Below are 13,304 nucleotides of genomic sequence, written 5' to 3'. Positions count from 1 at the left end.
CATCTTGGACGACGCGAACGGCGGGACGGCGGGGCGATGGCGGCCATCACGGGCATCGGAACGGAGCAGCGGGTCGCGCGCGAGCGCCAGGCCGATGCCGCCGCATCCCGGACGGACCGCGCCGGGCCGGCGGGCAGGGCGCTTCCCTACAACATGGTCCCGCACGGCTCGAAGACCGGCGAGCTGAAGCCGGCGCAGCAGTTCGAAGCCTTCGTGCTGCAGAGCTTCGTCGAGCCGATGCTGCCGAAGGACGACTCGGCCTATTTCGGCGAAGGGACCGCCGGATCGATCTGGAAGTCGATGCTTGCCGAGCGGATCGGCGCGGAGATGGCGGCGGCCGGCGGCATCGGCATCGCCGAGATGGTCGAGAAGCGCAACGCCTCGATCGAGGCGCTCGACAAAGCGAAGACCGAAGCGGTGAAGGCCGATGCGGCCGCCAAGGGCGCCGGCCTCGGCAAGCCCGGCTCGCTCTAACGGATTCGCGCGGTACCAGGAATTCCCGCCTGTCGGCGGACGAGGAAAGGTCGATAAGGTGGAAGCGGTTCTCATTCAGGCGATCAACCGGCTCGAAGGCATCCTGGCCGGCGAAACCGAGGCGCTGCGCGCCGGGCGCGTCGTCGATCTCTCCGAGGTCAGCAACCGCAAGAACCAGAGCCTTCTGGAACTCACGCGCATCTCGCGCGGCGTCGATCCGAAGACGCTGACCGGCACCCTGCAGGAGCGGCTCGGCACGCTGAAGGGCCGGCTGGAGGAGAACCGCCGTGTCCTGTCGCTGCACATCGAGGCGGCCGGCGAGGTTTCCGGCATCATCTCGCGCGCGCTGAAGGAAGCCGAGTCCGACGGCACCTACGGCTCGTCGGTCAGCGGCGTGAAGCGCGGCGCATGATCAAGACGCTTCTCATCGGCCTCTGGGTCTGCGCGGCCTCGCTCGGCACCAGCTATGTCGTCGCGTCCATGCAGGATCCGGGCGGCGAGAAGAAGCCGGACCCGACCTATTTCGCCGGCCTCGACTGGCGCAAGACCGACGGCATCACCATCCCGGTCGTGTCGAAGGACAAGATCTCGGGCTACGTGCTGGCCCGGTTCGTCTACACGATCGACGGCGAGAGCGCTGCGAAGCTCGCGACGCCGCCGGACCCGTTCATCCTCAACGACGCGTTCGTGACCGTCTACGAGACCTCCGGCTTCGATTTCGAGCACCCGGAGAAGTACGATCTCGAAGGCCTGAAGAACCGCATCAAGGAAAGCGTCAACAAGCGCTACGGGCAGGAACTCGTCCACGAGGTGTTGGTGGAGCAGTTCGACTTCCTGCCGAAGGACGACATGAGCCCGCACAAGACGGCGTCGAACTGACGCCGCCGTTCAGTTTCCGCGCTGCGTTAAGCTTTCGGTAACGACGATCCGATAATTTCGCGGGCGCGACGCGTCTGCGTCCGAACCTACGGAGCGTGCGGACGCATGGTCTCGACCCTTCTCGGCTACAAGCTCTACGCCACCGACATCTCGAAATCGCTGGAGCGGCTGGAGAAGACGGCAAGCGTCAAGAAGGACGCCGACTACTATTCGAAGAACATCGGCAACGTCACCTCCGTCGACGATTTCCTGAACGACTACCGCCTCTATTCCTACGCGATGAAGGCCTACGGGCTGGAGGACCAGATCGCCTCCAAGGGCCTGATCCGCAAGGTGCTGGAGAGCGATCTCTCCGACTCGACCTCCTTCGCCAACAAGCTGGCGGATTCGAAGTACCGCAACTTCGCGGCGGCGTTCAATTTCGGCTCGATCGCGACCACCGACACGAAGCTCGTCCAGACCACGGCGCAGGCGAACGACCTGGTCGAGGCCTATTCCGAGCAGCGCGTGCGGGAAGGCACGGCCGCAGCGGCCAAGACGACCTACTATTCCGATGCCATCGCGAAGGTGAAGTCGGTCGACGATCTTCTGAACGATCCGGCCATGTTCGAGGTCGTCGTGGAGGCCGCCGGCGGCGACCCGAAGACCGTCTCGAAGGACATGATGCGCGTCCTTCTGACGAGCGGCTACCAGGACGGGATGGCGATCCCGAATGCGAACTTCGCTTCGTTGAAGAGCCGCTTCAATTTCGGAGCGGATGGGAAGGTCGCCGACGGTGCTACCGCCCAGACCAAGGATCAGGCGGATCGCGTCGTCTACGACTACAACGTCAAGACCGGCAACAACGCCAATCCGCACTCCGCGGCGCTGAACACCGCCTATTTCGAGGCGAAGATCGGCACGATCACCAAGGCTTCCGACCTCGTCGCGGACGACCGGCTGCGCGACTACGTGCTCTCCGCCGTCGGCCTCGATCCGGACATCGAGCAGCCGAGCTACGTCACGAGCATCCTGAAGAGCGATCCGAAGGACCCGAACAGCGTCCTGAACCAGATCGTGACGAAGAACGCCGACGGCTCCGAGAACGCCTTCGGCGCGAACCGCAAGGCGCAGTATACTGCCTTGCGGCAGGCTTTCGGCTTCGACACGAGCGGCAACGCCGCCGCCGGCAAGGCGCAGACCGAAGCGCAGACCAAGACGTTCGAGGACGCTTATTTCGCGAACTATCAGCGGGTTGCGCAGGCGGACGAGAGCCTGAAGACCTCGGCGTTCAAGGTCGTGATGACCAAAGTCGATTCGCTGACCGATCTCCTGACCGACAACCAGACGGTGAAGACGAGCGGCGGTGTCAGCACCTTCACGCGCACCGCCATCGACTACGTCCTGAAGGCCTTCGACATCGATCCGTCCGAAGCGCCGCTGTCGAAGGTCCGCGCGGTGCTGACGAGCGACGTGTCGGATCCGACAAGCTACGTGAACAAGCTGAAGGACGAACGGTTCGAGAAACTGGCCGCAGCCTTCAACTTCGATCCCGATGGCAAGCCGACCGGCCAGCGCGTCGTGCAGAGCGAGAGTCAGCAGGCCGCCACCGCGACGAAATACGCCGCCACGTTCGGCACGATGACGACGGCGAAGAAGGACGTGGTGAAGGCGGAAACCAAGGCCTATGTCGAGGCGCTCGGCACGATCCATTCGCTGGACGACTTCGTGTCCAACGACAAGGTCACCGCCTACGCGCTGAAGGCCTACGGGCTGGAGAAGGACAAGCTGTCGACTGACGTCTTGAAGAAGATCATCTCAAGCGATCTCGGCGACAAGAAGAGCTACATCTACGCGAAGGGCTACGACCGCTACGTCGACTTCGTGAAGGCGTTCAACTTCACCGCCGAGGGCACGATCCAGATCGATGACGCGAAGGTGCAGGACAGCGCCTTGCGCCTGAAGACGCAGAACGAGTATCTGCTGAACACGATGGAAACGCAGGCGGGCGATCAGGACGGCGAGGGCGTGCGGCTCGCGCTCTACTTCCGCCGCAAGGCCGCCGACCTGACATCGACCACCTCGATTCTCGCCGACAAGGCCGTCCTGAAAGTGGTGATGACCGCGCTGGGCCTGCCCGACGGGTTCACCCAGCTCGACACGACACAACAAGTCGCGACGATCGAGAAGAAACTGAAGGTCGCCGACTTGAAGGACCCGGCGAAGCTCGACAAGTTCATCACGCGCTTTGCCGCGCTCTACGACGTGACGAATGCCGACGCGTCGAACGCGAACAACCCGATCCTGCAGCTCTTCACCGGCGGTTCGGCATCCTCCGGGGGCATCGCATCGCTTCTCTAACCACGAAGGTCAGTCGCGGACCGCGTAGTAGGGACCGGCGAGACGGCGGAGCGCGGCCGGGTCGATCGGCTCGGGCTCGCTCTCGGCGTGGACACCGGCCTCGCCGTCTTGCCTCCAGACGATCCGGCCGTAGCGGACCGACCCTTCGTTCTCGTCCAGCACCGCCACCACGCCGCTTTCCGCAACCGGGTTCTCGAACAGCCGCAGGCGCAGGCCGCGCGCCGAACGATCGAGGATCGCGCAATCGCCTAGGAAGGCCAGGTCCGCGTCGAGGAGCTTGCCGGGGCGCAGGCGCGTCCGGCTTCGTCGAGCCTTCCGTCGCTCGGCCGCGGCGGCCCGCGATCGCCTGGAAAAGAGGGTGTGGAAGATACCCAAGGATCCGTCGTCCCATTCGCTCGACCGGATAATATCGCCGAACGCGCTTCGGTGGCATCTCAGGCTTAACGATTTCGCAACCACGGTTAATGCAGGCAATTTTACGCTTCGCTAACCCTGTTTCATGGGAACGGCTGCTTCTTCCGTCAGGGCAACGGAACCGTTAACCGCGGAAGCGCAGTCTCGGCCGGTCCTCTAGCGGCTGGTCGCCCATGTCCCTCATCCGTCGCCGATCCGCGAATCCGACCGAATTCGGCCAGGTGCTGGCCGACGTCACGCGCGACGCGCCCCGGATGCCGCGGCCCGACCGGTTGCGGCCGCTCGCCGGACCGACGCTCATGGACAAGCTGTTCATGGGAGCGCTCTGCACGGCGTCCGTGTCGTTCTGCGTCTTCGCGGTCGTGACCTCGGTCAACGATCCGGACTATTTCAGCCGCAAGCTGATCGCCTCGTTCCAGCGGGCGAACGTCGACCCGATCGTCACGGGCACTGTCGCGGCACCGGCCGCCGATGTGGCGCTGCCCGTGCCGGCGATCGTCCGGCACAAGGAACCGAGCCCAAGCGACTACCAGATCGTGATGGTCTATGGCGACGAGGCGATCCTCGCGACCGACGACGAACTGCTGCGCGCCAAGGTCGGAACCGTGCTGCCCGGGCTCGGCGCGATCACCGCGATCGTACCGAATGCGACGGGCGGCACGGTGAGCGCCGAGAAGGCGGTGCTCACCAGCGGCACCAAGTAGCGCCTACTTCTTTTCCAGGAGAACCTGGCCTTCGCGGGCGATGGTCGCCTTGATCTTGTTGGCGATCGCGGCGAGGAACGTCGGCAGCTCGACCTCGACGTGGATGTGGTCGTCGAGGATGTCGAGGTGCCCGACCACGCTCTGTCCGAGCATGCCCGCCCGGAAGTCGAGGCGATCACCGTTCCAGGTGTCCTCGAACTTCAGCATGCCGCCGACCGCCTGGCTGCGCATGCGGCCGAAGCCTTCGCTGATTCGCTGGCGAGCGACGTCCCGCGTGAGCTTGTGCGGGATGTCGATCTTGATCGTGTCGCTCATCGGCTCCTCGGCGCATCGAATGCTGCGCCGAGGATATGGCGACGGTCATCCGCCGCCGCAATGTCGAGCGCGGCTGCTCAGGCCGTAGCGGCCTTCGGCGCTCCGCTGCCGGTGCGACGGCGGCGACGGTTGCGGCCCGGCCGGCCGGTCGCGTTCGCCGCTGCGCCGGCGGGTTTCGCGGCGGCACGCGGCGGCGGGTTCGGCCCGCGCGACTGCCGGCCCGGATGGGCCCGCGCAGGCGAGGGGCCGCGCCCGGACGCTTCGCGCGGCGGCCGCCGCTCCTCCGAAGCCGATCCCGCTGGAACGACGATGTCGGTTTCCTTGAGGTCGAAGCGCTGACCGGTGAGCTTCTCGATCGCCTTCAGCTTGGCGCGCTCGGTCGGATCGACCAGCGCCACCGCGATGCCCGACTTGCCAGCGCGGGCGGTGCGGCCGATACGGTGGACATAGGCCTCCGGCTCCTCCGGCAGGTCGAAGTTCACGACATGGCTGATGTCGTCGACATGGATGCCGCGCGCGACGATGTCGGTCGCGACGAGGACGCGCATCTTGCCGGAATGGAAGGCCGAGAGCGCCTTCTGCCGCGCGCCCTGGCTCTTGTTGCCGTGGATGGCGAGCGCCTCGATGTTCGCCTTGCCGAGGTCTTCGGCCAAGCGGTTCGCGCCGTGCTTGGTACGGGTGAAGACCACGACCTTGTCGACGCCCGGCTCGGCGAGATGGCGGATGAGCCAGTGCTTCTTCGCCTTCTGCGGCACGAGCCAGGCGCTTTGCTCGATCTTCTCGACGGTGACGATTTCGGGCGTGACCTCGACACGCACCGGCTCGCGCAGGATCTTGGCGGCGAGCGAGGCGACGCTCTGCGGCATCGTGGCCGAGAACAGCAGCGACTGCCGCTCGGTCGGCAGCGCCTTCACGATGCGCGTCACGTCGCGGATGAAGCCCATGTCGAGCATGCGGTCGGCCTCGTCGAGAACGAGGTATTTCACGGCGTCGAGCGCCAGCGCCTTCTGCTCCATGAGATCGAGCAGCCGGCCGGGCGTCGCGACGACGATCTCGACGCCGCGCGCCAGCGCTTCGGCCTGCGGCCGGGCGCTGACGCCACCGAAGACGGTGGCGTGCTTCAGCTTGGTGCGGTCGGACAGCTTGTGGATGGTCTCGGCGATCTGGAGCACGAGCTCGCGCGTCGGCGCGAGGATCAGCGCCAGCGGACGCCGCGAGGCGGCGCGCTGGCCGGTCTTCAGCAGGCTGTCGAGCAACGGCAGCGAGAAGGCGGCGGTCTTGCCGGTGCCGGTCTGGGCGATGCCGAGGACGTCCCGGCCCTTCAACTGCGGCGGAATGGCCTCGGCCTGGATCGGCGTCGGCGTGACGAGTTCCGCGCGGTCAAGCGCGGCGAGAAGGAGGTCGGCGAGGCCGAGATCCTTGAACAGGACTTGGGTCAAAAGGGACTTTCAGTGAACGGCGGAACGGCTCTGTCGCGTTCCGTTGGGTGGCCGATCGTCTTCGCGCGAGGGCGGATCGGCACGGGCCGTGTCGGACGAGAAGCGTCCGAAGGCGCTCGCCTTTCGGGTCCGGTCAGGCTCGGAAGCTTGGCGGATGGGAGGGAGCGCAGCGCGTCACGGCGTTGCAGCCCGCATATCGGGCTTTTCGCGCGCCGCGTCAATCGCGGTTCGGCTCATCCCTGCAATTCGGACTGCATCATCTCGAGTTCGAGCCACTCGTCCTCGGCCTTCGCGAGGGTTGATCGGTCGCGGTCGATCGCGCTGGCAAGCTCGGCGAACCGCTTGTTGTTCTTCGCGAACAGCGCGGGATCGGCCATCTCGGCTTCGGCCGTCGCGATCGCTTTCTCCAGCCGTGCGATCTCCTTAGGGAGATTCTCCAGCGCGAACTTCTGCTTGAAGGAAAGCTTCGACGCCGGCGCGGAGGCAGATGCTTTCGGCGGCGCCGTTGGCGCGGCCTCCCGCGGCTTCTCCTGCTTCGGCTTCGCCTCGGCGCGCCGCTGGGTCAGCATGTCGGTATAGCCGCCGGCATATTCGATCCAGCGCCCGTCGCCGGCCGGAGCGACGGTGGACGTCACCGTCCGGTCGAGGAAATCGCGGTCGTGGCTGACGAGGAGCACGGTGCCCGGATAGTTCGCGACGAGCTCTTCCAGGAGGTCGAGCGTTTCCATGTCGAGGTCGTTGGTCGGCTCGTCCAGCACGAGCAGGTTGGCCGGCGTCGCCAGCGTTTTGGCGAGGAGCAGACGCGCCCGCTCGCCGCCGGACAGCATGCCGACCGGCGTCCTGATCTGCTCGGGCGAGAACAGGAAGTCCTTCAGGTAGCCGACGACGTGGCGAAGCTCGCCGTTGACCATCACCTGATCGCCGCGTCCGTCGGTGAGGTTGTCGGCGACGGAGGCGTCGTCGCGTAAGGAAGCGCGCTTTTGGTCGAGAAAGGCGAGGTCGAGGTTCGTGCCCCGTCGAATCCGTCCCGCATCCGGCTCCGTCTTGCCGATCAGCATCCGCAAGAGCGTCGTCTTGCCGGCGCCGTTCGGGCCGACGAAGCCGATGCGGTCGCCGCGCAGGATGCGCGTCGAGAAGCCGGAAACCAGTTGCCGCTCGCCGTAGCGCTTCGCGACGTCCTCCGCCTCGATCACGAGCTTGCCGGACTCGCGCGTCTCGCCCGCCTTCATCACGACGTTGCCGGTGGCGCGGCGGGCGTCGCGCCGCTCCTGGCGTATCGTGTGGAGCGCTTCCAGGCGGCGCTGGTTGCGCGTGCGCCGGGCGGTGACGCCATAGCGCAGCCAGTGCTCCTCGCGCTCGATCTTTGCCGAGAGCTTGCGGAGGTCGCGCTCCTCCTCCTCCAGCACCTTGTCGCGCCAGCGCTCGAAGGCGCCGAAGCCCTCGTCGAGCCGCCGCACCGCGCCCCGGTCGAGCCAGACGGTGGCGTTGGTGGTCTTCTCCAGGAAGCGCCGGTCGTGGCTGATGATCACCACGGCGCTCCGCAGCGAGGCGACCTCGCCCTCCAGCCACTCGATCGTCGGCAGGTCGAGATGGTTGGTCGGCTCGTCGAGAAGGATGATGTCGGGCTCGGGCGCGAGGACGCGGGCCAGCGCCGCGCGCCTCGCCTCGCCGCCGGACAGGTCGGCCGGGCGAGCGTCGGGCGTGAGGCCGAGCGACTCGATGCAGAAGGCGACGCGGTAGGGATCGTCGGCCGGTCCCAGCCCCGCCGCGACGTAGCTTTCGACGCTTGGGCTCTCGCCGAAGTCCGGCTCCTGCGCGAGATAGCGGATCGTCGCCTGAGGCTTGCGAAAAACCTCGCCGCCGTCCGGCTCGACCGTGCCAGCGGCGATCTTCAGCAGCGTCGACTTGCCGGAGCCGTTGCGCCCGACCAGCGCGATGTGGTCGCCGGGCAGGACGTTGAGCTCGACGCCCGAGAGAAGCGGAGTGCCGCCGAAAGTCAGCCGGACGCCGTCGAGGCGAAGCAGGGGAGGGAGTGCCATGCGCGGGCTTCTAGCGGATGGCGGCTCAGAGAGGAACGGCGTTCGCCTTGTCGCTAGCAGGTGGCAGTGTGATCTATCCTCGAACGCGACGAGAGATCTCGGATAAGGAAGACGAGGCGCTGCTGCGTGGCGTCCGGAACATCGGGGAACTGCTGAGTTCCGGGAGACGCTGACTTACTCCGCCGGCATCGCATGCCCCACCTCGCCCTCCGCCGCCCGCCTTTCGGCGGCGGCGATGTCGCGGTGGAGGGCGGCGGTCTTCTCGGCGTTCGGGGTCGAGAAGCGGCCGAGCAGAAGATAGGCCACCGGCGTCACGTAGAGCGTCGAGAAGGTGGCCAAGCCGAGGCCCCCGACGATGACGTAGCCGAGCGCGACGCGCGCTTCCGCGCCGGCGCCGCTGGCGAAGATCAGCGGCACGCCGCCGACCACCGTCGCGATCATCGTCATCATCACCGGCCGCAGGCGGATCAGCGCCGCCTTCTCCACCGCCTCGCGCAGCCCCATGCCTTCCTCGCGGAGCTGATTGGCGAATTCCACTACGAGGATGCCGTTCTTCGCCATGATGCCGACGAGGAGGACGAGGCCGATCTGGCTGTAGAGGTTGAGGCTCACGCCGAAGAAGGCGAGCGCGTAAACCGCGCAGGCGACCCCGAGCGGCACGGTCGCGATGATGATCACCGCCGAGACGAAGCTCTCGAACTGCGCGGCGAGCACCAGCAGGATCACGACGATGGCGAAGCCGAAGACGACCGCGAGGCCGTTCGAGGTTTCCTGCAGGGTCGCGGCTTCCGCCAGCGGCACGAGGCGCATCGAGTCCGGGATGACGTCCCGCGCCAGCGCCTGCACGTCGTCCCAACCTTGCCGGATCGCGTAGCCTTCCGGCAATTGCGCCGAAAGCGTCACGGCGCGTGAGCGGTTCTCGCGGTTCAGGCTCGGCGCGATCGGCCTTTCCTCGACCTTGGCGATCGAGCTCATCGGCACGAGCCGCCCGTCGCCGGTCTTCAGGAAGATGTTGGCGAGGTCGTTCGGATCGTTGATCGGCTTGCCGGTCGCGACGATGCGGATCGGCACCGACTTGTCGTCGAGGAACGTCCGCCCCGTCTCGCGCCCGTCGAGCAGCGCCTGCATGGCTTCGGCGAGGCCGTCGATGTCGACGCCGAGATCGGAGGCGCGCTGGCGGTCGACCACCACGGATAGCTGCGGCTGCGCGGCATCGACCGCCTGCTGCACCCGGCCCCAGCGTCCGTCGCGGTCCATGGCGGATTTCAGCTTCGCCGCCGCGTCCTGCAACTCGTCGTAGTTCTGCCCGGCGATGGCGAACTGCAGTCCCTGGCCGCCGCCGCGGATGCCGAGCGAGTTCGGCTGGATCGCCACGGCGCGCACGCCCGGAATCTCGGCGAGCTGCCGGTTCACCTCGGCGACGATCTCCTGCTGCGTGCGCTCGCGCCGGTCCCAGTCGGCGAGCGACATCACCAGGAAGCCGTTGCTGGACGAGCCGCCCTGGCCGGCGGTGGCGTAGATATTGCTCGCCTCGCCGCTCTTCACGTAGGGCAGCAGCACCTGCTCGATCTTGCGCATCTGCGCCGCAGTGTAGTCGACGCTGGCGCTCTGCGGCGCAGTGATGCGCATGAGGGCGACGCCGCGATCCTCGGACGGCGTCAGCTCCTGCGGCAGCGTCATGAAGGTGAGGTAGGCCGAATAGGAGAACGCCGCAGCCGCGATCACGACGATGAGCGGGAAGGCGAGGCAGGCGCGGACCGTCACGGCGTAGAGCCCGGCGAGCCAGCCGCCGAAGCGCTGCGTCGCGCGAGCGAGTGGGCCCGGCGCGCGTTCCTTCGCGTGCGGCTTCAGGAGGTAGGCCGCCAGCATCGGGCAGAGCGTCAGCGCGACGAAGGCCGAGATGACGACGGCGACCGCGAGCACGAAGCCGAATTCGCGGAACAGGCCGCCCGCCGCGCCGGGCAGGAACGAGATCGGCACGAAGACGGCGGCGAGCGTCGCGGTGGTGGAGATCACCGCGAAGAACATCTCGCGCGTGCCGAGCACCGCAGCGGCCGCCGGACGCGCCCCCGCGTCGCGCCGGCGCACGATGTTCTCAAGCACGATGATCGCGTCGTCCACCACCATGCCGGTGGCGAGCACGAGCGCCAGCAGCGTCAGGATGTTGATGGAGAAGCCCGCGAGATAGATGAACGTCAGGACGCCGACCAGCGCGACCGGCATCGTCACCGCCGGGATCAGGGTGGCGCGGATGTTCAGAAGGAAGAGGAAGATCACCGCGACGACGATGATCACGGCATAGATCAGCGACAGCTCGACCTCGTGGATCGCGCCGTTGATGAAGACGGCATTGTCGCTGGTGACGCGGATCGAGACGCCCTTCGGCAACGTCCCGTTCAGCCGGTCGACCTCGGCGCGGATGCCGCGCGAGATGTCGAGCGTCGACGAGCCGGCCTGCCGCACGACGCCAAGCCCGATGCCGGTCTCGCCGTTGACGCGCTGCTGCGATGCGGCTTCGTCCGGCCCGAAGCGCACGCTCGCCACGTCGCGCAGGCGGGTGCGGTTGTTGAGGGCGATGTTCTCGAAGGCTTCCGGCGTCGTGACGTTCGCGTCCGCCCGCACGATCAGGTCCTGCGTCGGGGAGGCGAGCGAGCCGGCCGGCACGTCCAGCGCGACGTTGCGGAGCGCGTTCGCCACGTCCGCCACCGTCAGGCCGCGCGTCGCGAGCCGGTCCGGGTCGATGTCGACGTAGACGATCCGCTCCCGCTCGCCCGATAGCTGGAGGTCGGCGACGCCGTTCACCGCCGCGAGCTGGTCGGAGATGCGGTCCTCCACCAGCGTCGTCAGCTCCTCGATCGGCATGCCCGGCGCGAGCACCGCGAGGCGCATGATCGGATCGGCGTCCGCGTCGGCCTTCACGATGCGCGGCTCCTCGGCCTCCTCGGGCAGCGTGTTGGCGAGGCGGCTCACCGCGTCGCGCACGTCGCTCGCCGCGACGTTGAGGTCGGTCGCGCTCGTGAACTCGATCGTCACGCGGCTGGAGCCGAAGCGCGAGGCGGACGAGATCGAGGAAATGCCGGAGACACGCGCGACGGCACTCTCGACCTCGCTGGTGATCTGGCGGTCGATGGTTTCCGGTGCGGCCCCTTCGAAGTCGATCGACACGGTGATCACCGGGCGGTCGACGTTCGGCAGTTCGCGGATCTCGACCGCGTTCAACGAGGCGAGCCCGGCGACGACGATGAGCAGGTTGAGGACGAGCGTCAGGACCGGCCGGCGAATGAACAGGCTGGTGAAGGCCGTGAGCCCGTCCGGCTTGCCGACGTGGTGCGCGTGTGCGCTCATCGGCCGGCCGCCGCCTCCGCGGCGCGGGTCGGCGACGCTTCGGCGGACGGCCCATCATCCTCGTTCGCCGGTCCGGCCGGCGGCCGCGGCTCGCCGCGCACTTCGACCGATCCGCCTTCGCGGACGGACTGGACGCCCTCGACCACGACGCGATCGTTCAGCTTGACGGCGGTGGACGTGAGGATGATGCGGTCGATGGACCGCTCGACTACGCGCACCGGCGCCTTCTCGACCTTGTTGTCGACGATCTTCCACACGAAGGCGCCGTCGCGCTCCCATTGCACCGCCAGCGGATCAACGGCGAGCAGCCGTTCGCCGGGCAGCTTTAGCGTGATCACGAAGGACATGCCGGGCCGCAACTCGTCGGCGGCGTTGTCGAGCAGGGCTTCGGTGCGCAGCGTCCGGCTCGTCTCGTCGAGCCGGCTGTCGATGGCGCTGATCGTGCCGCGATAGAGGTTCTCGGGCCGCGCGGTGGCGACCGCTTCGACCGGCTGCCCGACCTTCAGGTCCTGCACGAAGGCTTCCGGCGCATAGAAGATCGCGCGCAGCCGCGTGCGGTCGTCGACCGTGGTGATGGCGTTCTGGTTCGAGACGAGGTCGCCCGGCTCGACGTTCACGATGCCGACCCGGCCGCCAAGCGGCGCGACGATGGTGCGTTTGGCGAGCGCGACTTCCGCGGCCCGGAGGTCGAGCCGGGCATTGTCCCGCTCGCGCACGGCATCGTTCGCCTCGACGGAGGATACGGCCCGCGATTCCGCCAGCCGCTGATAGCGGAGCAACTTCTCGTCCGCAGCATCGAGCGCGATGCGGGCGCGATCGACGGCGAGTTCCTCCGTATCCTTCTGCAGGATCGCGAGCGGAGCGCCTGACGCGACCGCATCGCCGGACTTCAACGGTACGGTGGCGATGATGCCGGTCGTGTCCGGATAGACCACCACCGAGTGTTCCGCTTCGCCGGTCGCGATGGCGCGCATCTGTGTGCGCGTGTCGGCTTCGCCGACCGTGCCGGCGAAGACGATGGTCGGGCGCTGGTTGCGTCCGCGCTCGACCGGCGTCGCGCCGGCCTTCTCGCCGGTCTCCGGCTTGGCAGAGATCGCCGCGACGGCCCGGCGCAATGCCGCCTGATCGTCCGGCAGCGCGCCGAGGATGAACTGTCCCGGGCGAGGATCAAGCATCATCCAGACGACCATGCCCCCCACGACGACGGCGAGCGTGACGACGATCTGTTTCAGGAAAGCCATGTCGCTCCGTAGCGGGCGGACCTTGAATGCCGCATGAACCGGCGTCGAATACGCCGGAACGCTAGCATCGCGCGCCGCGAAACGCGCATGAACTTTCCGTCAGGCGAGCCCGGC

The 13,304-nt window shown here is 67.5% G+C and carries 11 protein-coding genes; 5 read left to right on the top strand and 6 right to left on the bottom strand.

Annotated elements, in window-relative coordinates:
• Window positions 1–36: 36 nt before the first annotated feature.
• From F6X38_RS11725 to F6X38_RS11710, 4 genes are all read left to right on the top strand, one after another.
• Window positions 37–474, top strand: a complete 438-nt coding sequence (locus F6X38_RS11725) for a rod-binding protein (protein ID WP_150970006.1) — start codon at window positions 37–39, stop codon at window positions 472–474.
• A 58-nt stretch (window positions 475–532) separates the two neighbouring features.
• Window positions 533–886, top strand: a complete 354-nt coding sequence (locus F6X38_RS11720) for a hypothetical protein (RefSeq protein ID WP_150970005.1) — start codon at window positions 533–535, stop codon at window positions 884–886.
• Complete coding sequence (locus tag F6X38_RS11715) at window positions 883–1,353, top strand: hypothetical protein (RefSeq protein ID WP_150970004.1); 471 nt, start codon at window positions 883–885, stop codon at window positions 1,351–1,353. The genes F6X38_RS11720 and F6X38_RS11715 overlap by 4 nt, the downstream gene beginning before the upstream one ends.
• Window positions 1,354–1,458: 105 nt before the next feature.
• The gene (locus tag F6X38_RS11710) at window positions 1,459–3,693 is read left to right on the top strand and encodes a DUF1217 domain-containing protein (protein WP_150970003.1); all 2,235 of its coding nucleotides are present in this window, start codon (window positions 1,459–1,461) and stop codon (window positions 3,691–3,693) included.
• Window positions 3,694–3,702: 9 nt separating this feature from the next.
• Here F6X38_RS11710 and F6X38_RS11705 read toward each other — a convergent pair whose 3' ends face one another.
• Complete coding sequence (locus F6X38_RS11705) at window positions 3,703–4,068, bottom strand: hypothetical protein (protein ID WP_150970002.1); 366 nt, start codon at window positions 4,066–4,068, stop codon at window positions 3,703–3,705.
• A gap of 212 nt (window positions 4,069–4,280) precedes the next feature.
• Between F6X38_RS11705 and F6X38_RS11700 the strand changes: the two genes are divergently transcribed.
• Window positions 4,281–4,811, top strand: coding sequence for a hypothetical protein (locus tag F6X38_RS11700; RefSeq protein WP_150970001.1), 531 nt, complete (start codon window positions 4,281–4,283; stop codon window positions 4,809–4,811).
• 3 nt (window positions 4,812–4,814) lie between these two features.
• Here F6X38_RS11700 and F6X38_RS11695 read toward each other — a convergent pair whose 3' ends face one another.
• The 5 genes from F6X38_RS11695 to F6X38_RS11675 form a co-directional block, all read right to left on the bottom strand.
• Complete coding sequence (locus F6X38_RS11695; RefSeq protein ID WP_150970000.1) at window positions 4,815–5,126, bottom strand: polyhydroxyalkanoic acid system family protein; 312 nt, start codon at window positions 5,124–5,126, stop codon at window positions 4,815–4,817.
• A 77-nt stretch (window positions 5,127–5,203) separates the two neighbouring features.
• Window positions 5,204–6,565: a DEAD/DEAH box helicase gene (locus F6X38_RS11690; RefSeq protein WP_150969999.1), complete on the bottom strand. Its 1,362-nt coding sequence runs from the start codon at window positions 6,563–6,565 to the stop codon at window positions 5,204–5,206.
• 233 nt (window positions 6,566–6,798) lie between these two features.
• Entirely contained in the window at window positions 6,799–8,604 is a 1,806-nt protein-coding gene (locus tag F6X38_RS11685) for an ABC-F family ATP-binding cassette domain-containing protein (RefSeq protein WP_150969998.1), read from the bottom strand.
• Window positions 8,605–8,778: 174 nt separating this feature from the next.
• A complete protein-coding gene (locus tag F6X38_RS11680; RefSeq protein ID WP_150969997.1) occupies window positions 8,779–11,949 on the bottom strand; it encodes an efflux RND transporter permease subunit in 3,171 nt (1,056 codons plus the stop codon).
• A complete protein-coding gene (locus F6X38_RS11675) occupies window positions 11,946–13,190 on the bottom strand; it encodes an efflux RND transporter periplasmic adaptor subunit (RefSeq protein WP_150969996.1) in 1,245 nt (414 codons plus the stop codon). Before F6X38_RS11675 ends, F6X38_RS11680 begins: the two co-directional genes overlap by 4 nt.
• Window positions 13,191–13,304 lie beyond the last annotated feature (114 nt).

Source organism: Plantimonas leprariae (assembly GCF_008802405.1).
GTDB lineage: Bacteria > Pseudomonadota > Alphaproteobacteria > Rhizobiales > Rhizobiaceae > Plantimonas > Plantimonas leprariae.
This window is presented reverse-complemented; position numbering and strand designations above follow the sequence as displayed.

Excerpts from the sequence above, each read along its gene's own strand:
- F6X38_RS11715 (WP_150970004.1), top strand. The coding sequence starts at position 883 with ATGATCAAGACGCTTCTCATCGGCCTCTGGGTCTGCGCGGCCTCGCTC.
- F6X38_RS11685 (WP_150969998.1), bottom strand. The coding sequence starts at position 8,604 with ATGGCACTCCCTCCCCTGCTTCGCCTCGACGGCGTCCGGCTGACTTTC.
- F6X38_RS11725 (WP_150970006.1), top strand. The coding sequence starts at position 37 with ATGGCGGCCATCACGGGCATCGGAACGGAGCAGCGGGTCGCGCGCGAG.
- F6X38_RS11695 (WP_150970000.1), bottom strand. The coding sequence starts at position 5,126 with ATGAGCGACACGATCAAGATCGACATCCCGCACAAGCTCACGCGGGAC.
- F6X38_RS11675 (WP_150969996.1), bottom strand. The coding sequence starts at position 13,190 with ATGGCTTTCCTGAAACAGATCGTCGTCACGCTCGCCGTCGTCGTGGGG.
- F6X38_RS11700 (WP_150970001.1), top strand. The coding sequence starts at position 4,281 with ATGTCCCTCATCCGTCGCCGATCCGCGAATCCGACCGAATTCGGCCAG.
- F6X38_RS11710 (WP_150970003.1), top strand. The coding sequence starts at position 1,459 with ATGGTCTCGACCCTTCTCGGCTACAAGCTCTACGCCACCGACATCTCG.
- F6X38_RS11680 (WP_150969997.1), bottom strand. The coding sequence starts at position 11,949 with ATGAGCGCACACGCGCACCACGTCGGCAAGCCGGACGGGCTCACGGCC.